Annotated in this window: 23 protein-coding genes; 11 read left to right on the top strand and 12 right to left on the bottom strand. The window is 48.4% G+C overall.

Annotated elements, in window-relative coordinates; translation table 11 throughout:
* Positions 1 to 109 precede the first annotated feature (109 nt).
* The 6 genes from pgsA to KME11_18245 all read right to left on the bottom strand — a co-directional run bounded on the left by pgsA (position 110) and on the right by KME11_18245 (position 5,538).
* Positions 110 to 625, bottom strand: coding sequence for a CDP-diacylglycerol--glycerol-3-phosphate 3-phosphatidyltransferase (gene pgsA / locus KME11_18270; GenBank protein MBW4517156.1), 516 nt, complete (start codon positions 623 to 625; stop codon positions 110 to 112).
* Between the two features lie 58 nt (positions 626 to 683).
* Complete coding sequence (locus KME11_18265; GenBank protein MBW4517155.1) at positions 684 to 2,054, bottom strand: DUF3370 domain-containing protein; 1,371 nt, start codon at positions 2,052 to 2,054, stop codon at positions 684 to 686.
* 53 nt (positions 2,055 to 2,107) lie between these two features.
* Positions 2,108 to 3,490, bottom strand: a complete 1,383-nt coding sequence (locus KME11_18260; protein MBW4517154.1) for an SGNH/GDSL hydrolase family protein — start codon at positions 3,488 to 3,490, stop codon at positions 2,108 to 2,110.
* A gap of 71 nt (positions 3,491 to 3,561) precedes the next feature.
* Positions 3,562 to 4,125: a hypothetical protein gene (locus KME11_18255; GenBank protein MBW4517153.1), complete on the bottom strand. Its 564-nt coding sequence runs from the start codon at positions 4,123 to 4,125 to the stop codon at positions 3,562 to 3,564.
* Between the two features lie 31 nt (positions 4,126 to 4,156).
* Positions 4,157 to 5,050, bottom strand: a complete 894-nt coding sequence (locus KME11_18250) for a site-specific DNA-methyltransferase (GenBank protein ID MBW4517152.1) — start codon at positions 5,048 to 5,050, stop codon at positions 4,157 to 4,159.
* 35 nt (positions 5,051 to 5,085) lie between these two features.
* Positions 5,086 to 5,538, bottom strand: coding sequence for a hypothetical protein (locus KME11_18245; GenBank protein MBW4517151.1), 453 nt, complete (start codon positions 5,536 to 5,538; stop codon positions 5,086 to 5,088).
* 208 nt (positions 5,539 to 5,746) lie between these two features.
* Here KME11_18245 and arsM point away from each other — a divergent pair, with 208 nt between their 5' ends.
* The gene (gene arsM, locus KME11_18240) at positions 5,747 to 6,715 is read left to right on the top strand and encodes an arsenosugar biosynthesis arsenite methyltransferase ArsM (protein ID MBW4517150.1); all 969 of its coding nucleotides are present in this window, start codon (positions 5,747 to 5,749) and stop codon (positions 6,713 to 6,715) included.
* Between the two features lie 29 nt (positions 6,716 to 6,744).
* Here arsM and KME11_18235 read toward each other — a convergent pair whose 3' ends face one another.
* Together KME11_18235 and KME11_18230 are read right to left on the bottom strand one after the other, a co-directional pair.
* Complete coding sequence (locus tag KME11_18235) at positions 6,745 to 7,863, bottom strand: class A beta-lactamase-related serine hydrolase (GenBank protein ID MBW4517149.1); 1,119 nt, start codon at positions 7,861 to 7,863, stop codon at positions 6,745 to 6,747.
* A 679-nt stretch (positions 7,864 to 8,542) separates the two neighbouring features.
* Entirely contained in the window at positions 8,543 to 9,319 is a 777-nt protein-coding gene (locus tag KME11_18230) for an RNA methyltransferase (GenBank protein MBW4517148.1), read from the bottom strand.
* 34 nt (positions 9,320 to 9,353) lie between these two features.
* Here KME11_18230 and KME11_18225 point away from each other — a divergent pair, with 34 nt between their 5' ends.
* The 7 genes from KME11_18225 to KME11_18195 all read left to right on the top strand — a co-directional run bounded on the left by KME11_18225 (position 9,354) and on the right by KME11_18195 (position 12,197).
* Positions 9,354 to 9,524 (top strand): DUF2256 domain-containing protein, encoded by a 171-nt coding sequence (locus KME11_18225; GenBank protein ID MBW4517147.1) that lies wholly within the window; start codon positions 9,354 to 9,356, stop codon positions 9,522 to 9,524.
* 7 nt (positions 9,525 to 9,531) lie between these two features.
* Entirely contained in the window at positions 9,532 to 10,476 is a 945-nt protein-coding gene (locus KME11_18220; GenBank protein MBW4517146.1) for an isoaspartyl peptidase/L-asparaginase, read from the top strand.
* 78 nt (positions 10,477 to 10,554) lie between these two features.
* Positions 10,555 to 10,755: a hypothetical protein gene (locus KME11_18215; protein MBW4517145.1), complete on the top strand. Its 201-nt coding sequence runs from the start codon at positions 10,555 to 10,557 to the stop codon at positions 10,753 to 10,755.
* A complete protein-coding gene (locus KME11_18210; protein ID MBW4517144.1) occupies positions 10,752 to 11,012 on the top strand; it encodes a hypothetical protein in 261 nt (86 codons plus the stop codon). The genes KME11_18215 and KME11_18210 overlap by 4 nt, the downstream gene beginning before the upstream one ends.
* A 76-nt stretch (positions 11,013 to 11,088) precedes the next feature.
* Positions 11,089 to 11,415 carry an antibiotic biosynthesis monooxygenase gene (locus tag KME11_18205; protein MBW4517143.1) on the top strand — a complete coding sequence of 109 codons (327 nt, stop codon included), beginning with the start codon at positions 11,089 to 11,091 and terminating at the stop codon, positions 11,413 to 11,415.
* Between the two features lie 44 nt (positions 11,416 to 11,459).
* Positions 11,460 to 11,753 carry a hypothetical protein gene (locus tag KME11_18200; GenBank protein ID MBW4517142.1) on the top strand — a complete coding sequence of 98 codons (294 nt, stop codon included), beginning with the start codon at positions 11,460 to 11,462 and terminating at the stop codon, positions 11,751 to 11,753.
* Between the two features lie 168 nt (positions 11,754 to 11,921).
* Positions 11,922 to 12,197 (top strand): DUF2470 domain-containing protein, encoded by a 276-nt coding sequence (locus KME11_18195; protein MBW4517141.1) that lies wholly within the window; start codon positions 11,922 to 11,924, stop codon positions 12,195 to 12,197.
* Positions 12,198 to 12,216: 19 nt separating this feature from the next.
* Here KME11_18195 and mtnA read toward each other — a convergent pair whose 3' ends face one another.
* Positions 12,217 to 13,275, bottom strand: coding sequence for an S-methyl-5-thioribose-1-phosphate isomerase (mtnA, locus tag KME11_18190; GenBank protein ID MBW4517140.1), 1,059 nt, complete (start codon positions 13,273 to 13,275; stop codon positions 12,217 to 12,219).
* 1,074 nt (positions 13,276 to 14,349) lie between these two features.
* Here mtnA and KME11_18185 point away from each other — a divergent pair.
* A complete protein-coding gene (locus tag KME11_18185; protein ID MBW4517139.1) occupies positions 14,350 to 14,919 on the top strand; it encodes an alpha-ketoglutarate-dependent dioxygenase AlkB in 570 nt (189 codons plus the stop codon).
* Between the two features lie 4 nt (positions 14,920 to 14,923).
* On the opposite strand, the gene menH is transcribed toward KME11_18185, so the two are convergent.
* The gene (gene menH, locus KME11_18180; protein ID MBW4517138.1) at positions 14,924 to 15,760 is read right to left on the bottom strand and encodes a 2-succinyl-6-hydroxy-2,4-cyclohexadiene-1-carboxylate synthase; all 837 of its coding nucleotides are present in this window, start codon (positions 15,758 to 15,760) and stop codon (positions 14,924 to 14,926) included.
* A 421-nt stretch (positions 15,761 to 16,181) separates the two neighbouring features.
* Positions 16,182 to 17,348, bottom strand: coding sequence for a pyridoxal phosphate-dependent aminotransferase (locus KME11_18175; GenBank protein MBW4517137.1), 1,167 nt, complete (start codon positions 17,346 to 17,348; stop codon positions 16,182 to 16,184).
* A 115-nt stretch (positions 17,349 to 17,463) separates the two neighbouring features.
* Between KME11_18175 and KME11_18170 the strand changes: the two genes are divergently transcribed.
* Positions 17,464 to 17,883 (top strand): glyoxalase, encoded by a 420-nt coding sequence (locus tag KME11_18170; GenBank protein MBW4517136.1) that lies wholly within the window; start codon positions 17,464 to 17,466, stop codon positions 17,881 to 17,883.
* Between the two features lie 47 nt (positions 17,884 to 17,930).
* Positions 17,931 to 18,485, top strand: coding sequence for a DUF1499 domain-containing protein (locus KME11_18165; GenBank protein ID MBW4517135.1), 555 nt, complete (start codon positions 17,931 to 17,933; stop codon positions 18,483 to 18,485).
* A gap of 221 nt (positions 18,486 to 18,706) precedes the next feature.
* On the opposite strand, the gene secA is transcribed toward KME11_18165, so the two are convergent.
* Positions 18,707 to 21,523: a preprotein translocase subunit SecA gene (gene secA / locus KME11_18160; protein MBW4517134.1), complete on the bottom strand. Its 2,817-nt coding sequence runs from the start codon at positions 21,521 to 21,523 to the stop codon at positions 18,707 to 18,709.
* Positions 21,524 to 21,707 lie beyond the last annotated feature (184 nt).

Below are 21,707 nucleotides of genomic sequence, written 5' to 3'. Positions count from 1 at the left end.
TTGCAGACTTCGGTATTTTCCGAGTGGTGACTGCAAGCGGGCTAGGTGGAGAGCGTGAGGTTGAGGAAAGCGGTTTAAAGGAACTGAAAGTTAGGAGATCTCAAGCGTTTTAGGAGGATCTTTCGCTTTGGGGAATTAAATAAATGCCGCCCGATATTAAGGTTAGAGCTACAGATAGCCAAAAAGCTAGAAGGGAGGGCGATCGCCAAACGGTCGGCAGCGGCGCAATTAAGAGTGCGATCGCGGCAATTTGGCTAACGGTTTTGAGCTTGCCCCAAATGTTGGCTCCCGAAATTGTGGTTTGATTAACGCGCCATCCGGCGATCGCCAACTCGCGTCCCAAAATTAAAAAGACACCCCAAGCCGGAATCTGCCCTAATTCAATTAACATGAGCAACGGCGCTAACACCAGCAGCTTATCTACCAACGGGTCTAGAAACTTGCCCAGGTCGGTTACCTGGTTCAATCGTCGAGCTAAGTATCCATCTAGCCAGTCGGTGCCCGCCGCAACCACAAAAATTACCAGGCTGATCCAGCGGCTTTGAGGCGTTGGCTGATGCAAGAAGTAGAGGAGGAAGGGCACCCCGAGGAGGCGAGAAACAGTAATCCAGGTAGGCAGGTTCATAGGGCAACGACTCGGATAGATGGCTAAATAGAGGCTAAAAGAATGGAGCGTGACAGCGCTATTCGGCGAGGGTACGGACTGTTAATACTTGAGGCGGCGTAGCATCGGGTGGATACATCAGCCTGAATTGAACGAGGCGGCGATCGCCCCCTGCCATTTTCAGCGTCACCAACGCCTCTCCAGGCTGACCTCGCCGCTGCACCAAATGGACATAGCGAGTACGGGGCAACCCCTGGTCATCTCGATAGCTAACTCGCACCGTGCCCCGAAAGAAGGTTGAGGTCGGCAACGGATCAAAAAAACGCAGCCCATCCGTACTCAGTTCGTCTTCTTTAATGGGAGTTTGCAGGGCAACAGTCACAGTCTGGGCTTGCTGGGTGGAATTGTGCAACGGTAGCGCCAGATTGTACTCAATGCCGTAGTTACCGTGCGCCTGATATGCCGTGTCGGGATATCGCACGAGCATGGGGGCGCTTTGGACTTGCTCGGTGCCCAGCCTGCCGCCCATGAGAGTACTGAGCCCATAAGAAAAGGCTTTTCCAGCAGCAGGGATGGTCAGTCTCGTTGCAGTAGGACTGTCCGTGACTTGGGCTTGCCATCGAGCGCCCTGGGCAACCCCTGCAACGCGCCCGTAAATGATGGGACGGGTGGCAGCCTGGTCAAGGGGAGTGGGCACGCGATCGCGACCACTTGATAAGCCGCCGTTTTCAAGAAGCGATTGCCATTCTTCTAGGGTGGGCGATCGATCGCTGCCGTCTGCGTTTTTGCGTGCCAGGAGCGCCAAACTTGCCAAATGAACCTGTCCATCACTTTGTAAACGCAAGAGGGTAGACCGACCATTCAGCGGTGGATCGAGGCTGGCAACAGGGATGGGAAAGTTCATTAACATCTGGTACGACTGAGGCGCGATCGTCAGTTTGGCTGGGAAAATATCTTGCCGTCTGCCGCGCAAAACATCGCTCATGGCTCGGCTGCCGGGCCCAGCGTAAACGTCACCCTGAGAATTATCGATTTGGGCAGCTAGTGGAATAAAAGGCGCATCGGGTTGGCTGAGGTAGCTGGCAGCTTGAAGCAAACTGAGCGTAACAGGGCGATCGCCTGGATTGTAGACAATAATGCCTAGATAAAGGCTGCTAAAATCAGGGTCGATCGCCTTGAAAACATGGTGAGCAAAGAGGTCAAAGACCCCGTTAAAAGGAAAATTGAGGTGGGCAGCAGGCTGCTGTTTGCCGCGGGGTGGAAAAGTCGAGAGCAGAATTCCCTCGGTTTGAACCAGTTCAGGACTGTTGCTATTGAAAACAGGAATGCGGTCAAGCTGTCCTGGCAATGCTCGCACTTCTTGAGGTTGAACAATTTCTGTCGCAGGCGGGGGTGCCGCCTGGGGAACGGGGCTAGGCGGAACTTGGACAAGAAAAGGCAGGATAAACATTCGGCTCGTGGGGTGAGAAACCATACGAGCATTATCAACGATAGGCAGGAATGTTATTCACTAGTGGCAAAAGGCTTGGGCTTAATGGCTAAATCTGTGGCGATCGCCCGATAAAAGCGCTCTGCCAAAATCGCATTTCCTGAGTCGGTCAAATTTGTAGCATTCAAGAACATGCCACCCTTACCCGTTTCACCAAACATGCCATAAAGATTCATGACTTTAGCTTGCGCCGAGCCCTGTGCCGCTTCTGCCGCCACGGTCGCCAACTTGTCGTAGCCCGTGCGAACCTGCTCCTGATAGTTCTTGCCCAATTGGTTAAGAATTTCGACCTCTTCAGCAGTAGGTTGAGTTTTGCCATACCCGGTGACTTCGGGCTGAATGCCAATAAACAAAGGCTTTTTAGCTGCCGCACTCCAACGCACCATTTGCTGTAAGTGGTTGCGGTAATGGGCAACGCGCAAATCTAGCTCGGAAGGATTAGCGGCAAGGCTTTGGGCAACGGGCAAAGGCGTAGCCGCGATGTTGAGCGATCGCACGACATGCGGGTCAACTTTATCCGCTTTTTGAAATGCCTGTGGTGCCCGCACCAAATACAAGTTATTGAAGCCGTTGCCCATTGCATTCATAAACTGAGCGCCCCAGTTTTCACCTTTGCCTGCCAGAATATCGTCTAAGCCAGGAATTTCTACGGCGCTCCGAGCGCTAGGTAAAAGCAAATCATCATAGCCCCCCAGTACAATCACGACATCGGGGCTATAGTCGGCAACCCGCTCCATGAGTTGTGCGATGTTACCTGAAGCGTAGCCCGGAACCGCAGCATTGATCACCCGATATTGGCGATCGGGCAGACGGGTGGCACGCTGAAGCACTTTTTCGACTTCATCAGCGGTGTAAGGTAAAAACTCAGGCTGGTAAGCGTTAGGTTTGGCGCGCTGGGCTGCCACCTGCTTATTCAGGCGTTGCTCTAGTTGATGGGTAAACATCGCCTGATTGCTAGAGCTAAGCTGACCAAAGGCAGTTGAACCTCCCAGCACAAAAATTCGAGTTTCATTGCTGGGTTTTTGCCGAGGCACGTCTTCTACATCGCGGAAGCCTTGAGCATTGACAGTCCAAAATTGAGTTGATTGCTTAGGCTGTAGCTGGTAGCCCATCAACGGATCGCGGTTGGCTAGAAGCTTGCCGGAACTGGGCAGGGTTTTGTAAGCCTGTCCATCGGGGCTGAGAAATTGCAGTTGATAAGCTTGGGCAAGTTCGTTAGCAGCCTGGGCGAATTGCCCATTTAAGCCTGATAAGTTGGCGATCGCCCTTAGCAGTAGCTCAGACCCCAGCAACACGCCTACTGCCATAGCTAGTAGGGGAAGGGGGCGAGGAAAACGACGGGTCTTTTTACGCGACCAACTGCTAGAACGAATGGAGCGACGGCGAGTTGTAAACATAGGCTGAATATTGCCACTTCATCGTAAATTGGTCAAGCTTTGAGATAAGAGGTATTTTAAACGTCTGCCAATTAAAACACACATTTATTCAAGATTTTGCAAAAATCCATCAAAATTTGCGATCGGTTCAGGGTTGTCAAAATGGGAACGTGAATAAACAGACAAGCACACTGTGAATTAGTATTTTGTGAATCACTGACTGAAGATCTGCTGATTGACTCTTTGATCGAATCATTCATTCTGAAATAATTCATCATGGAATAATAAAAACTATTGCAAACGAATCGACCTGCATCAAAACTAATTTCACTGTGGGATAAGTCCTTCATAAGTTCTGTTAAGTGAATTGAAGTTTGAAGAACTTGATTACTTACCACAGCCCGCACCTCCAAGCTCAGTTTTTCTCGTAATTCCGCCATGCCGCAGCAGAGCATTATTTGGGGCTGAAGCCGAATAACTTGAGCGATCGCAATGTCCTTGGCAACAGGCGTATTAACAGGCAATTGTCTGAGCCAATAGACCGAGGGCGGCAGGTTAGAGGTTTGCAAAACTTCTTCCAGTAGCTCATCAGAAGAATTGGTGCGTTGATTACTCTTCCAGGTTGCAAACGAGGTAATCAGGACGGTTTTAGACATTGGGTTTAAGCCTTTGTGCTTCACAAAGAGATCAGGAGCGAATCGCTCCTCGCCGCTGAGCATTGTTGCGATCGAAGGCAATCCATTCTTCTGGAGTCAGGCGACGAACACTCTCAAGACGGGCGATCGCCCATTGATGATATTCTGTACTCAAATCGCAACCCATCCACCTCCGCCCCAACTGCTCTGCCACTACAACCGTTGTGCCTGACCCCGAAAACGGATCAATCACCCAGTCTCCGGGTTGAGAGGATGCCAGCACAAACTTTCTAATCAGTTCTTCGGGTTTTTGAGTAGGGTGGGGAGTAGTCTCGCCCATGCCATTACAGGTCGTGGGAATGTCGATCACGTCTTTGGGTTTTGCGCCCTTAGGGTGAGGCAGCCAACGATCGCGCGGTTTGCCATTGCCGTCTTTACTATTGCTATAAATGCTACTGTCGGCTTGGGGATGAGAAGGATATTTGAGGGTATGGGTGCCATAGGGAATCCGAACATCGTCAAGATTGAGTTTGACCGCCACAGACTTACGAAAATGAATAATGCTCTCGTGCGATCGCCCCCAATCGTTCCCTAAGTTCGCCTTATTTTTGTAATGCCACACTAGCCAGCGGCATCCCTTAAAATACTGCGAGGCAGGATGCTTCAAATCTGCCAATATTTCTGAAAAGCCGCATACGTACAGCGAACCCGTCGGCTTCAGCACCCGCGCAGCCTGATGTATCCATTGCAGCGACCAGCTTACATAGTCTTCCTGGCTGTCAAAACTATCCCACTCAGCTTTATTAAGGTTGTAAGGAGGATCAGCAAAAATCAGGTCGACGCTCTCATTTTCTAAAGATGTTAGCCAGGCGATCGCGTCTCCCTGATAAAGTTGTCCGTTAGGATGCTTGTACTGTAGCTGAAACTCCTGCTTGATCCGTTGCATAGTCGAACGATAAAATAAAGATGACTTGCGAACTGTTAGCTATCTTCACGTAGGGTTAATTGATAGCTAAAGCCGCTGTCTGCCTTACCCACATAATCGCCAATCCAAACGCGGTAGGTGCCTGCCAGGGCAGAGCCAGAAACCTCGGGCATTAAGCCGTTAACGTCATCAGAGCAAACCCGACCGTTGGGCCCTTCAATTAACATCGTCACATCACCTGATGCCTGCACCGATGCCCTCAGGGAAGTGAAGGGCTTAGTGAGTGTCACTACATAATCAGGAGCGCTAGCAGCCTTGACGTAGCCGCAGTCTGGCGTTGAGCGTGTACCGCCCGATCGCCCACTAATAACTTCAGGGTTAGGGGAAAAGCCTGGGGCTAAACTTAGAGCTTTGAATTCAGCTTTGGCTTGCACGGCGCTACAAACCAGCAGTCCAGTGGTAACGAATCCAGCGGTTAGGGCAGCAGCAAAGTGTTTGGTCAGTTCCATAGGGCATTTCCTCCTCTCTTTCCTTAGTAGACCCTTGGATGGAATGTTACGTGCCATCGCTTGTGGCAGTTGATTAAGTGCCCAGTTCAAGAATCTTTCAGCAAATACTGGTTAAACAGCTTTTAACGAGGATTTAATTGCTCAAGTTTGGCTCGTTCAGTCCCGTTAGAATTATTGTGTTCAGGATTATTGCATGTAGGAATTCTCTATGAGTTATCTCGAAACTGCTGCTCAATTTTATGGTGAAGTTGCAGAAACCCCGCAAATTGGGCTTTGTTGTGTTCAAAGTACGCCCCTGCAATTTCCTGGGCTAAACGTGCCCGAACTGATGCAGCAAATGAACTACGGGTGTGGCACAACGGTTCATGCCGCAGAGCTTTCGGGAGAACCGACCGTGCTGTATGTAGGAGTGGGGGGAGGGTTGGAGGCGCTTCAGTTTGCCTATTTTTCGCGGCGACCGGGGGGCGTAGTGGCGATCGATCCGGTGGCAAGGATGCGATCGGCGGCAGCCCGTAACTTAGCGGCAGCAGCACAGGAGAATGATTGGTTTGAGCCGAGCTTTGTTGAAATTCGCAGTGGCGATGCTTTTTCTCTGCCGGTTGCCGATGAATCAGTCGATGTGGTCGCACAAAACTGTTTGTTTAATATCTTTGAGCCTACAGACTTGGTACGAGCGCTCCAGGAGGCATATCGAGTTCTTAAACCTAATGGTCGGCTGATTATGAGTGACCCGATCGCCACTCGCCCCATTCCCTCCCACCTTCAGCAAGATCAACGACTGCGAGCCATGTGCTTATCCGGGGCATTAACGTATGAGCAATACACTCAGCATTTGGTGGAAGTAGGATTTGGGCAAATTGAAATTCGTGCCCGTCGTCCCTACCGCTTATTAGATGCTCAGAATTACCAACTAGAAACGCCACTACTGCTCGAAAGCCTCGATTCTGTGTCATTTAAGGTGCCTATTGCGCCCGATGGAGTCTGCATCTTTACAGGAAAAACGGCAATTTACAGCGGCGCTGAAGAGGCGCTAGACGATCGCGCAGGGCATATTATGCTGCGGGGCATACCCTTGGCAGTTTGCGACAAAACGGCAAAGAAATTAAGTGTTGGATTTCCTGCCGAAATAATGGTCACAGATTCGACCTGGCATTATGACGGGGGAGGATGCTGTTAACTGCTAATTAAAAAATAGAAATTATTAAATTAAGGAATAGGAGCGGCGGTGGTTTCAGAGTCAGCGATCGCGGCTTCTGTTTCCATAACAGTAGGCTCAGCTTGCGGGACATCTAATGTCTCTGCGGCTGGCTCTTCTACAGAGGGGTTAGCAGAATCTAAATGCTGGTAGATTGTGCTGGCAATTTGCCGAATTAAATCCTGTGCCCGACTGTCATTATCAAGGCGCTTCATCAGCGTGGTAATCACGTAGCGTTTGCCACTGGGCATATCGATAATGCCGGTGTCACCCACCATAGATTTGATATCGCCTGTTTTATGAGAAATTTGCCCCCCCGCGCCCATTGCCGCTGGCAAAAGGGTATCGGTTTCAGTCTGGCTCATAATAAACATGGCGCGATCGCGGGATGCCATAGAAATGAGTTGTCCTTGGCTGACGGCAGTCAGGAGAGTCGTCATTTCTTTAGGAGTCGTAGTATTCGTGCCTGTTAAGTCGGGGAGGCGATCGCGGAGGACAGTTTGCTGAAGCCCCCATTGCTTAAAGCGCTGATTCACTTTGTCAATGCCGCCCAGTCGCCGAATAATCATGTTGGTGGCAGTATTATCGCTAGTGACAATCATGTTAGTTGCCACTTCAAGAGCAGAATACTTTGTGCCAGGGGCAGAATACTGCATTTCCCCAGAATTATCGACAATATCTATTGTCTCCATCGTCATAGTTTCATCTAGCCGAATTTTTCCAGCATCGACATCTTGAAAGAAAGCAATCAAGACGGGCACTTTAATGATGCTGGCAGCAGAGAAAACCATATCGCCATTAAACGAGTAGTAGTTGCCCTTATCTAAATCCACCATGAAAACGCCAGGCGTTAAATCTGTTAACCCTTGAGTCATCGGTGCAATTTTGGCGATTAACCCAGGTAGTTCTTGCCCAGCACCCAGGGTATTTTTAGCAATATGTCCCATGTTTTGCCCACCGCTCAGAGCATTAGCCGCCATAATTTGAGGCGGAGTGACTTGGGCAACGGCGGCAGACGATCGTAGAGCAGGATTCCATACTGATAGGCTGGTTCCAGCGATCGCGCCTACGCCCACTCCTACAATTAAGAGCCGCACGGCATAAACTAACGGTGAGGTAGGTCGTTGCAGTTTCGCGGGCGAGGCAGGTGGGCGACTGCGGCGCTTCGGGGGTTCGGGGCGGGAAGAACTGAGGGCTGGCTTTTTTTCTGGCGATCGGGGGGAAAGAGGACGAGTTCTGGCTACGGGGCTACGAGAGAAAAGTTCAAATAGGAAAAATCTTTTACGCTTTGGGCGCACGGCTCCGGGTGTCCGCACGGTAGCGCCCTGAAGTGAATCATCCGGCAAGGTCGGGGCAGGACGGGTAGAACGGCGACTCTTCACAGATGTCTTAGAGGGTTCGCGCCGAGACGATGACTGCTTTGTACTGGGAGCCCGTCTTGCACCTTGCTTCTGAATCGGCACATCCAGTTGTTCTGGGGTGGGAGGTTGGGTAGGAGCCTGTGTACGAGATGAGCGGCGACGAGAGTCGGGGCGGTTACTAAATTCCAACACAGGGTTACCTCTGAATGATGCAGGACTGGAAGCGCATCTAAATTTAGCGCTTTGTTGCAGAAATGATTCTACTGAATTTAGCGAAATGTGGAGTTAACGAATAAATATTTCTTTGTTTTTAACAATTGGGGCATAAATGTTGCTAAACCCTGACTTTTAGAACGATTGGTTTGAGTAGTTTTACGAAAGCTTTTGCTGCGATCGGGAACCTTGAGCAAGAGAGATTTGAGTAAAACTTTTCTAGATGCAGATGTATTTAGGAACGAGACTTGAGCGCCCATGCCATTTGCCTGAGGACACCTCGCAGCATTGCCACTTCGCTAGTTGTCGGATATGCCCGATTGAGCAATTTTCTAAATTTTTCCATGCGGCTGGAAGCAGTATGAGGGTAAAGGTAGCCGATTTCGAGAAGAAGGGAATTTAGCTGTTGGTAGTATCCTTCCAAATCATCAAGGGGGGCAAGCTGAAGCGATGGGGGGTTGGGGAGATCCAGAGGCGGGTCAAGAGGCGGGTCAATTGGATCAGACTCTTGTAGAGAGCTTGACGCGATCGCGCTAGCCAGTTCATAGCAGCAAATGCCGACCGCTTGGGCAAGATTGAGGGAGAGGTAAGCAGCGGTGGAAGGAATTTGAATCAGGCGTTGGGCGTGGTTCATCTCGGCGTTGGTGAGTCCGCTGTCTTCTCGACCAAAGATCAGGGCGGCAGGCGCATCCAAGAGCCACGGCAGCGCTAATCTGGGCATTTCAATGGGAGTGGTAAAGGTAGCCCGATCGCGCCCTGAGGTGGCGATCGCTTTAACGCATCCTTGTAATGCCTCTGCCAATGTTTCTACTTCCCGTGCCGACTCCAGCACATCAGATGCCCGTACCGCCATCAGGCGCGCTTCTGCTCCCAGGCGATCGCACTGAGGTTTAACCAGCACCAAATCAGCCAAGCCCATATTCTTCATTACCCGTGCCACGGAACCCACGTTCAAAGCTCCGGCGGGTTCAACTAAAACAATCCGAATATGGGCTAGCGAAGAAATCGTCATAATCAAGAAGTAATAATTTCCATCCTCCCATTCCATGCCGCGTCAACGCCTAAAATCAGATCTGCCGACCAAAATTTGCCCCGTCTGCCAGCGATCGTTTACCTGGCGCAAAAAATGGGAAGATTGCTGGGATGAAGTTAAGTATTGCTCGGAACGTTGCCGTCGTCATCGTTCTCAGCCCAGCGATCAAGTTAGCGAAAAATAGGGGATTTATGTCAGCAGTGCAAGTGCAGCCGAAGCTAATTATTCACGGAGGAGCGGGAAGTTCTCTCAAAGGCAAAGGGGGCGCAGATGCGGTGCGCCAGTCTTTATATGCCGTCATTGAAGAAGTGTATGGCGCGTTGCTGCAAGGGGCAAGTGCTGCGGCTGCGGCAGTATTGGGCTGTCGGCTACTAGAAAATGATTCGCGCTTTAATGCGGGCACAGGTTCGGTGCTTCAGTCGGACGGACAAATTCGCATGAGTGCGGCGTTGATGGATGGCGATTTGCAACGCTTTAGCGGCGTGATCAATACGGCACGAGTTAAGAATCCTATTGATCTGGCGCAGTTTCTGCAAGAGTCCAGCGATCGCGTTCTTTCTGATCAAGGCGCTGCCGAACTCCTGCGCGAACTCCACATTCCAGCCTACGATCCATTAACGGATCTACGGCTACAAGAATGGATTCAAGAGCGGACGGGCAACTTTGATAAGACAATGGCAGGCGTGGTTGCCGAAAAAGAACTAACGGCAGGACGCGGAACTATTGGCGTAGTGGCGCTCGATCGCCAGGGAAAACTCGCGGCGGGCACCTCAACAGGCGGCAAAGGGTTTGAGCGGATTGGGCGCGTCAGCGACTCAGCTATGCCTGCTGGAAATTATGCGACAGCAGACGCGGCAATTAGCTGCACGGGCATTGGCGAAGACATTATTGACGAATGTTTGGCAGCGCGAATTGTAGTGCGAGTAACGGATGGACTCTCGCTGCCAGAGGCATTTGAGCGATCGTTTGTTGAGTCGTTAAAAAATGGTCGAGACTTAGGGGCGATCGGGCTAGATGCGAGTGGGGCGATCGCTTGGGGAAAAACCAGCGAGGTATTACTAGCGGCATATCACAATGGCACCGACATGGGCGACACATTAGAGATGGAAAATGGAATGCAGGTCGGGTTTTGCTAGGCGATCGCGCTACTTTTATCAAGGCTTCCTGTAAAGCAGTATATTCAAGAAAGTTCTGCCAATGTTTAAGTTATCCCTATGAGTAACTTGCAAGAAATTGAACGGGCTGTCAGCCAATTGTCCCCCGAAGAACTTTCTGCCTTCCGAGATTGGTTCGCAGAGTTTGACGCAGAGATCTGGGATCGGCAGTTTGAGGAAGATGTGGCTGCGGGTCGGCTTAATCAATTGGCTGAGAAAGCTTTGCAGCACTTACAGGAAGGGCATTGTACTGACCTGTGAAGTATCGTGCAACTCCTGACTTTTGGCATCACTATCGACAACTGCCTGAGGAGATTCAAAATCTTGCTGACCGCTGCTACGAGCTACTCAAGCAAGATTCTCGATATCCATCACTGCACTTTAAGAAAGTAGGACAATTTTGGTCAGTGCGAGTGGGTCTACATTATCGCGCTCTAGCGCTAGAAGATCAAGGTGATATAGCATGGTTCTGGATTGGAACCCATGCAGAGTACGATCGCTTATTACGGGGTGGGTAACAGGTGTAAAACTCCCTAATCCTTGCTTGCTTGGTCAACCAGATCTTGCTTGGGCAACCAGATACAGAGTGAAACTATGATCCTCGAAGCCGTAACACTCAACGTTAAACCAGGCATGGAGACAGAATTTGAAGTTGCGTTTAAGCAAGCTTCAGCGCTTATTTCTGCAATAGAAGGATATCTTTCCCATGAATTATATCGCTGCTTAGAGGCACAAGGAAAGTATCTACTGCTAGTCCGTTGGACAACGTTAGAAGCACACACGCTAACTTTTCGGCAATCTTTAGAGTATCAACAATGGAAACAACTCTTGCATCATTTTTATAACCCGTTTCCAGTCGTTGAACATTTTGAGGAAGTAATGAGTGCAGCCCTTCCCAAAAACCTTACAGCCAAGAAATAATTTGCGAACTATACTATGGCAGGAGTACATTTAGGGATAAGAAAATGCGCGTTTGGGCAGTTTGCTTTGTACTGTTTTTTGGGGCAGCAGAGTTTTACCAATGGATGCAAGGGCTAACGCTGCCACTGCCATTTTTTATCGCTTTGGGAGGATTATTGGCGATCGCATCTAATGCCGATAAATGGCGTATTCTCAACCGTCCCGTTCCGTCTGCCCCCTCCACCGTGCTTCCAACTCAGCCTGCGCCTATCACCGCTGCGCCCAATCCCGTGTCATTCACCATTCCCAAACGCAAATCTGCAATCCTACCCGTCCTTCATCAAGAGAAAGGCGCGTGAGCATAGTAGAGTAAGGTTATCGCTGATAAAATATCGCTGATAAAATCAATCGAATGCAAAAGTTGAAAGATATCCTAAATGTTTTAATCAGCATTGCGCTGATTGGGTTTATTGCTACTAGCTTGTTCCGAATCGCTTCCTTTTATCTACACTCTACTCCCTAAAACTATGTCTACTGCTTTTCCTGTTGAAGTGAGCGATCGCATCTGTAAGCACATGAACAAAGACCACGCCGATTCAGTAGTCTTCTATGCTACAGAATATGGTGGAGTAACTCATGTGACCGCCGCAGAAATGGTCAAAATCGATTCTCAAGGAATGGATTTGAGCGTACAAACAAACGGTACAACCCAACCTCTGCGAATCGATTTTGACCACGAACTAGCAGATGCCAAGGAAGCCCATCATGTGCTGGTAGAAATGCTGAAGCCGACGAAAGCATAACAGCTTTGGCAGTTGGCGTTTATCCAACCTGCTTCTCGCGGAAATGCACTAGGTCAGCAGGCTTAACCACTCCTAGCTCCGTAACAATGCCTGTAATTAATGCCGCAGGTGTAACATCAAATGCAGGGTTGTAGAACTCTACACCGACCGGACAAAGACGAGTATCACCGACTTGATAAACCTCTTCAGGGTCACGTTCTTCAATGGGAATTAAACCACCATCGTTGAGGCTAAAGTCTACTGTTGATAGGGGAGCGGCAACGTAAAAAGGAACGTTGTGCGCCTTTGCCACTAACGCTAGGCTGTACGTGCCAATTTTGTTGGCAGCGTCTCCGTTGGCGGTAATGCGATCGGCACCCACCACCACGACATCAATCATGCCCAGTTTCATACAATGGGCTGCCATGCTGTCGGTAATGACGGTGACGGGAATGCCTTCTTGCACACATTCCCAAGCCGTTAACTTTGCGCCCTGCAATCGGGGACGGGTTTCGTCAGCATAGACTCGTTCCAGGCGATCGTCGCGCCATGCCGATCGCACTACGCCCAAAGCTGTGCCATATCCTGCCGTTGCCAGAGCACCTGCATTGCAGTGGGTCAGTAGCCGTAGCTTGGCAGGGCTGGCTGGCAGTGCTTGCAGCCCAAAATCGCCGATCGCCTGACAGGTTTCAATATCTTCAGCGTTAATGGCTTGGGCAGTTTCGAGCAGTATTTGTCTCAAATGTTCGACCGTGCCAATCGTTTGGCGAGCCGTTTTCATCATTCGTTCGATCGCCCAAAACAAGTTGACTGCCGTAGGACGAGTTGCCCGCAGCTTTTGCGCTACGTCTTCAAGCTCAGAGAGAAACAACGAGCGATCGTCAGTCTTAATTTCTCGCGCACCGAGGTAAACTCCATAGGCTGCCGCTACTCCAATAGCAGGCGCACCTCGGACAATCATGGTTTTAATTGCCACTGCCATATCATCGCAGCGGTTAATTTCTACTACAGAATACTCGTTGGGTAGACGCGTTTGATCAATCAGTCGTACATGGTTATGGTACCAAATGACTGGATAAACTTGCGTTGGAAAGACCATGGTAAGAGATTGTGGATAAATGATTAGTCCCATAAGGAGACTTACAAATCATATCAGGGGAACTATCAATCAAGTGCTTGTTGAGCCGAAAGAATAGCGTGGGCACTCTAATAGACAGAAACACCACACTAATTGATTGCTTCAAAATGAACGCTTTAACTCTAGAAGAAGCAAATATAAGATTTATTAGCAACATTTACAAGCCTTGTATTGAAAGATGTAAATATACTGAGGACATCCAAAGCACTCTTGAAATTCTAGACCATGGTAGAGCAGTGTTAGACAATAGGATGAAATGTGACCAGTACATCGCCTTTTATGGGGCGCATCATTTTCACAAGCTTTTTACAGCGTTTGCCTCGACTAACTTTCAATATACTAATGGTAAAAATCTGGAGATTATTGATTGGGGATGCGGTCAAGCATTGGCAACTTGTACTTTAATTGATTATTTTATTGAAAAGAAACTTAACCCCAACATAGTGTCAATCACACTTATAGAGCCTTCTTTAATATCACTAAAACGTGGCTATAACTTTACTTGCCAGATGCTTCAGTCTGAACCCTCCGCTAGTTTCAATATACGAATAATTAACAAGTACATGGATAACTTAGAGTCTAGTAACTTAGTTTCTGATGTACATAACATTAAGGTTCATCTTTTCTCTAATATAATTGACGTAGACACATTTGATCTACACAAGTTACATGGATTGATACTTGATTCTTTTCAAGGCTTAAATCGCTTTATCTGCATAAGCCCAAGTGGCGATCGCCGCTACAGATTAAGCGATTTCTGCAATTTATTCTCACAATCTTGTCGAATTACTAACCTAGTGACTTCTGAAGAGCCAATCTATAAAGAAGTTTTTCACTTCAAAACTAGACGATACAAACAGCATAAGATAACTAGGTGTGAGTGGCAATTCAGTGTGAACTTAACTCAACAACGAATTAATAATCCTTATGAAAAGTAAATCTGCTGCACAACCTATTCAAGGAGAGCTATTTTTTGATGAAAAATCTATTAAAAATGCAGTCAAGCCCGATGAAACTTTAGAAGAAGTCTTAGACATGCCCGATGCGAAAGTTATCTTCTACCAAAACTTCTTCAACAAAGAAGAAAGTGATAAATTTTTGCAAAGTCTAGAGAATGAAATTAATTGGCGACAGGATAAAATAAAAATGTATGGCAAGGAAACAGATTTGCCTAGAAAAACTGCTTGGTACGGAGACAAAGATAAATCATATAAATTCTCAGGTATTCGTCTTTATCCTGAACTTTGGACACCAACTTTATTGCACATAAAGAAAAGAATCGAAAAAATCGCAGAGGTTGAGTTTAATAGTGTCCTGCTCAATCTTTATCGTGATGGAAATGACGGAATTTCCTGGCATACTGATGCAGAGTCAGAATTAGGTGAAAACCCTGTAATTGGATCTGTCAGCTTTGGAGCAACCAGAAGGTTTAGGTTTCGGCATAGGTACAAAAAGGAAATGAAACCCGAAAAAGTTGACCTAACGCATGGGAGTTTTCTTCTAATGGCGGGTGAAACCCAGCATTTTTGGCAGCACCAAGTTTCTAAAACAACGAGGAAGGTAAAACTCAGAATAAACTTAACTTTTAGAGCAATTATTGGTTAAAGAGTTAAACAATTGCCAGCAAGAACTCTCTTAAGCGCTCACCAAAACCCAGCACATTCTCAAAATGAACATTGTGTCCGCATTCTGCCATAATTTGAAGCTGTGCTGAGGAACAGAGCATCTGCATTTCTTGGTTGGTCTGCACAAATTTTTGATCTAACTCACCGACTAATAGCAATAAAGGTACTTGATTGTGCGCTAACTTTGCCCACAAAGAAGGCTGTGAGCCTGTGCCTAAACTGCGCAGAGATTTTGCTAGTTCATGGGGTTGATTTTGTTGCCGACGCGCTAACATTTGTTCAAATCTAGGCGCGCTCTTCGAGCTATCCGTAAGGCGCGTCATTGAAGCGAACAATGGCTGCTTGTACCAATTTGTCAGAAATTCAGAAAAGTTTGTTGTCTCTAATTCCGTCGCCAGTTGCCAATCTCGCTGCGATCGCTGGTTTCTTTCCTCTTCTGTCTTTAATCCTGGGGAAGCCGACTCTAGCATAGTTCCAATAAATCGCTCTGGAAAGTGAAGGGTGAGATATAGTGCCAACCGACCTCCCATAGAATATCCAACTAAAAAACATTGTGGAATCTGAAGTTGATCTAAGGCTCCAATGATGGCTTGTGCAGTCAGTGCCATGCCGCATTCAGCCTCTTCTATAACCTGCGTTTTTCCATGTCCAGGCAGATCGATCGCCAGGCATTGGTAGTGCTCAATTAAGCATGATGTAATAGGGGCAAAGTCGTGACGATCGCCCATAAACCCATGCAAAAAAAGAATGGCGGGGCGATCGCTTCTACCCTTCAATGAATACCCGAACTGATAATTCTCAAAAGAAATTATTCCTTCCATATTTAAGGTTTATTGACTCCCTTAAAAACATAGGGGACAACACTATTGTTATCCCCCTGCTCACTGTTTGTGGCGAATAGCGCGCTCGCTACTTCAGGAATATCTTCGATAGCCCCCAACAAATACCACCAAAGACCAAGCAATTAACCCCCGTCATAAAATCTCCTTCTCTCAGCTTAACGAACGCTACCGCAAAGCAAGCCCCAGTCGAACCCCAGCCGAACCAATGCCGCATATCAAAGCCCTCAATTCAAAGAAACACACTCCTTAGAAATAGAAGGATTTTGGTGCGTTGTCAATATGGCTTCAACCCCTGAAAGCTTTATATACAGAGGGTTCTGGAAGTGTACTGACTGCTCATTTGCTACGTCTTACTGGTGCCAATCCTGAAAAATACGGACTTCATTTATTTAATTGGAAATTACCCGATCGCCGCTACATAGGCTGTCAAACGATCCATCCCCTTACGAATGTTTTCAACACTTGTTGCATAGGAAAGCCGAATGCAATCATCCGTACCAAACGCTACACCCGGAACAGCAGCAACCTGCTGCGTTTCGAGTAAGCCACTACAAAAATTAAGGGAATTGATACCAAGCTTGCTAATGTTAGGGTACATGTAGAAAGCTCCAGTAGGCGCAATGCAAGTGAAACCCGGAATGCTGTTGAGATATTCCAGCATAACCTGCCGCCGTTCGGTAAATGCTTCGACCATTTTCGTAACACAATCTTGAGAGCCTTCGTATGCCGCGATCGCCCCGTACTGAGCGAAAGTACAAACGTTAGAAGTGCTGTGGCTCTGAATCGTTTCAACTGCTTTAATAATGGGTAACGGTGCCGCCAAAAAACCTACCCGCCAGCCTGTCATAGCATAGGTTTTAGCAAAGCCGCTGCTGACAATGGTACGGTCAAAAACGGCGGCACTGACCGAGCCAATGCTAAGGTGTTCGGCTCCATCGTAGAGAATTTTTTCGTAAATTTCGTCAGAAATGACCCAAATGTCATTTTCCACAATAACTTGGGCGATCGCTCTCACTTCTTCAGGAGTGTAAACCATCCCAGTTGGGTTAGAGGGAGAGTTGAGAATTAAAAACTTAGTTTTGGGTGTAATCGCCTGTCTAAGCTGATCGGGCGTAATCCGAAAACCACTCTCGGTACTCGTTTGCACAATCACGGGCGTTCCTTCAGCAAGCTTGACCATCTCCGGATAGCTCACCCAAAACGGTGCCGGGATAATGACTTCATCTCCTGGCTCAATTAACGCCATCATGATATTAAACAGAGAATGCTTGCCACCATTGGTGACGACAATATTGGCGGCTTCGTAGCAGAGATTATTATCGCGTTGCAGCTTTTGGGCGATCGCTTCCCGCAGCCTGGGTTCTCCGGCAGCAGGCCCGTACCGAGTTTTCCCCTGTGCCAGCGCCGCCTCAGCCGCTACGCGAATATGGGACGGCGTATCAAAGTCAGGTTCGCCTACACTAAAGCTGAGAACGTCAATACCATCGCGCTTCATCGCTTTGGCTTTGGCATCGATCGCTAACGTTAAAGAGGGCGTAACCTGCCCTACTCTGGCTGCTAGTTTCATTGTTTTGTAGATTATGCTTGGGTTAAATTCTTATATCTTCAACAGTAGTCGATTGATTTACAAGTTCTGCATTTGATCGCTTATTTTTACATCCTCAATCTGCATAAAAAGCATGATGGTTTTGCATACTAAAGACATCTTTGTCACCCTGGTTGATGCTGATGGCGAAACGCTAGTGCGTTTTTATCGTTTGCTGTTTGGGCAAGAGCCATCCGTGCATATTCCCAAGGTTTACACCGAGTTTCGGTTACCAGGATTACGATTAGGACTTTTTAAGCCCCAAAAAAATCAGGCTGCTGAATTTTCTGGACGACCCTCGCGGTATCTGCAAAGCAGCGCAGGCGGTATGAGTTTATGTGTGGAAGTTGATGACTTGGAAGGCGCGATCGCCCAGTTCATCGCATTAGGGTGTCCGCCTCCTGGAGAAATCATCGTGGCTACCCACGGTCGGGAAATTTATGCTTATGACCCCCTAGGAAATCGTTTGATTTTGCATGAAAAACTGATTTTGCCTGATAACTGTCTACCAGGGTGAAGATTGCGCAATACTAGGTAACGCAGTCTCCGCGATCTCAAAAAAATATGCTGAAGTCAGGACTCATGATCTGTTGCTCGATTTTCCTGACCACCATTTGTTGGCTGGCACAGGCTGCCCCAAGCGTAGCCCTTGCCCCTGCTGCTTCTCATTACGTTCCTTCTCCCTATTTTTTAGCCCCTACTCAAATCGCTATGGCAAACAAACCTCTGTTTTCATTTTCTGGCAAACGTCCCGATACGTTAGGCGTTAAGGATGGCAGGCTAGCGGCTTGTCCGGGAACACCCAATTGTGTTAGCAGTCAGGCACCTGATGCAGAACACAAGGTAGAAGCGATCGCTTACACCACTTCTGCCTCTGAAGCCCTAGCAAAAATCAAATCTGTTACGGAAAGCATGGAGCGTGCTGCCATTGTTACCGAAGACAGCAATTACCTTTATGCCGAGTTCACTAGCGGACTCATGGGCTTTGTCGATGATGTGGAGTTTTTTGTCGATGACAACGCTAAGGTCATTCACGTCCGCTCCGCCTCGCGGTTAGGGCAGTCTGATCTGGGCGTTAACCGGAAGCGGGTGGAAGAGATCCGAGCAAAGCTGGCTTAGGTTGCGTTGTTTGCATTGTTTGCTCCCTCTAAAAATTTGGCATTGCTGAAAGCATGAATCCGCTCAAAGCCCCTTTCTTTCAGGAGAGGGGTTGGGGGAGAGGTCTATGTAGCTGCGTTAAAACTAAACCTACCCCCTAGCCCCTTCACGCCAAAGATTCTAAAAAAGAGCGATCGCGTGAATGCGATCGCCCTCGCTCTAAAACCAGATTTTCTAGAGTCCTAAACTAGCTCCGAAGGCTGCACGGCTGGCTGCGCCTGCGGTTGAAACTGGAACAACGAGTAGACTACATTCCGCCGAATGCTCGTCATCATTTCCAAAAACAACTCGTAGCCTTCACTCTTATACTCAATCAACGGATCTTTCTGACCATAGCCACGCAGACCCACCGATTCTCGTAGCCCTTCCATTTGCTGCAAATGTTCACGCCAGAGCGTATCAATTTGCTGAAGGATAAAGAACCGCTCCGCCTGCCGCATCAACCCCGATTGAATCTGATCAACCTGCGCCTCTTTTAGGTCGTAGGCAATCCGGGCTTGTTCATGCAAGAAGAACTTAATTTCTCCAGTGCTCATGTCTTCGAGTTGGGACGGCTCCATGTCTTCAAGGAGGTAAACAAACTGTTTAACTTTGCTCACCAACTTGTCTAACTCCCATTCTTCAGGCGGTAGATCGGGGTTAACGTAGGCATCCACAATGTCATCCATCGTTAGCTCAGCGTACTTAATCACCTGTTCTTTCAGGTCTAGCCCTTCTAATACTCGCCGTCGTTCAGCATAGATGGCGCGACGTTGGTTGTTCATGACCTCGTCGTATTCAAAGACCTGTTTACGAATATCGTAGTAATAGGTTTCGACTTTTTTCTGAGCGCCTTCTAAAGAACGGGTCAACATTCCCGATTCGATCGGCATATCTTCTTCTACGCGAAAGGCGTTCATGAGCCCCGCCACACGATCGCCCCCAAAAATTCGCAGCAGATTATCTTGCAAGCTCAAGAAAAACTTCGTTGAACCTGGGTCACCCTGCCGCCCTGCCCGTCCGCGCAACTGGTTATCAATTCGGCGCGATTCGTGGCGCTCGGTACCAATCACATGCAATCCACCTAATGAAGTCACCTCATCATGTTCAGCACTCGTGTACTGCTCATATTGCTTGCGCAATAGGTTGTAAATTTCCCGCAGCTTCAAGATGGCAGGATTTTCTACGGGCGCTTTTTCAGCAGCAGTAGCAATTACATCCTCAGCTTCTAGCTCAGGCAGCGATCGCTCACCGTAGTGCTTAATTGCAAAATCCACTGCCTCCTTTAGCATTTGCTCCGTCTCACGGGAAAGTTGCACCGGGAAGATTTGGGGCGAAGCCTTCCACGTTTTGATCTTTTTCTGGCTACCTGGAACAAAGCCTTGTCCGCCGCCCCGTCCGTTGCCTAAACGAGGTTGCCCAGAGGTAAAGTCACCTTCATCTTCAGGCATGACCAACCGAGGCATCAAATATTCCCGCACTTTCAGCCGCGCCATGTACTCAGCGTTACCGCCCAAAATAATGTCTGTGCCCCGCCCCGCCATGTTGGTAGCAATGGTGACTGAGCCTTTACGTCCAGCTTGGGCAATAATTTCTGACTCTCGCTCTACGTTCTCGGGCTTAGCGTTGAGCAAGCTGTGGGGAATTTTAAGCTCGCTCAATAGCCGCGACAAAACTTCTGATTTTTCAACGCTCGTCGTACCCACCAGAACAGGGCGACCCGTTTCATGCATCTCAGCACATTCCTGGGCGATCGCACTCCATTTAGCATCTTCAGTTTTGTAGACCACATCGGGCATATCCTTTCGTCCGCTGCGGCGATTGGTCGGGATAATGGTCACTTCCAGTTTGTAGATTTTTTCTAGCTCTGCTTCCTCGGTTTTAGCAGTTCCCGTCATCCCTGCCAGCTTGGGGTAGGTCAAAAAGAAGTTCTGGTAGGTAATAGTTGCCAGCGTTTGAGTTTCAGGCTGAATTTCAACACCCTCTTTAGCTTCGATCGCTTGGTGCAAGCCATCGCTCCAGCGCCGTCCGGGCATCACCCGCCCAGTCGATTCATCAACAATAATCACTTCACCATCGTTGGTGACAATATACGCCACGTTTTTGATAAATAATTCTTTGGCTTTGATGGCATTAAAGATAAAATGCGCCCACGGATCGTTGGGGTCAAACAAATCAGTCACGCCCAGCAGATTCTCAGCTTCTTCAAAGCCCTTATCCGAAAGCAGAACGTTTCTTTGCTTCTCGTCAACTTCGTAGTGATTTTCTAAGTCGTCCTCGTTTTCCATGCGCCGAAGAATAGCAGCAACTTCGGCAGCACGGGTATATTTTTCGCTGGGGCGATCGACCTGTCCTGAAATAATCAGCGGTGTCCGAGCCTCATCAATCAGCACCGAGTCCACTTCGTCAATGACACAGTAGTTAAAGGGACGCTGTACCACCTCTGCCATAGAAGTAGACATGTTATCCCTTAAGTAGTCAAAGCCTAGCTCGCTGTTAGTGGCGTAAGTAATATCGCAGGCGTAGTTCTTACGGCGTTCTTCAGAACTCATGCCCTGCTGAATTAGCCCTACGCTCAAGCCTAGAAAACGGTGAACCTGTCCCATCCACTCTGCGTCTCGGCGCGCCAGGTAATCATTCACCGTAACGACGTGAACGCCCTTACCCTCCAAGGCATTGAGATAGGCAGGTAGGGTCGAAACTAAGGTTTTTCCTTCCCCAGTCTTCATTTCAGCAATTTGCCCATCATGCAGCACCATGCCGCCCTGGACTTGCACATCAAAGTGACGGAGACCTAAAACACGCCTTCCTGCTTCCCGCACGACTGCATAGGCTTCCGGTAAAATATCTTTTAATGTTTCGCCCTTTTTTATCCGCTGCCTGAATTCTTCAGTTTTTCCCGTCAGTTGCTCATCGGAAAGGACTTGGATTTCCTGTTCCAGTAAGTTGACCTCAACAATGTCATTCTTATATTTTTTGAGCTTTCGGGCATTAGGATCACCCAGCAAATTCTTCAGCATGGCAGCAGTGAGACGCAAAGGTCGGCGAAGTTGGATGAATGCTAGGTACAAATTCTTTAAAACCTGGCAACCTCTTAGAAATGTAGCTAAGAATTTTCCAAGTGAATATTAAGAGTTTGCAGACTAGCAATTTCTCCTCTATGGTATCACCGGGATGAGGCATGAGCGGGGAGAATCCAGAGTG

This window comes from Timaviella obliquedivisa GSE-PSE-MK23-08B (assembly GCA_019358855.1).
GTDB classification, from domain to species: domain Bacteria; phylum Cyanobacteriota; class Cyanobacteriia; order Elainellales; family Elainellaceae; genus Timaviella; species Timaviella obliquedivisa.
This window is presented reverse-complemented; position numbering and strand designations above follow the sequence as displayed.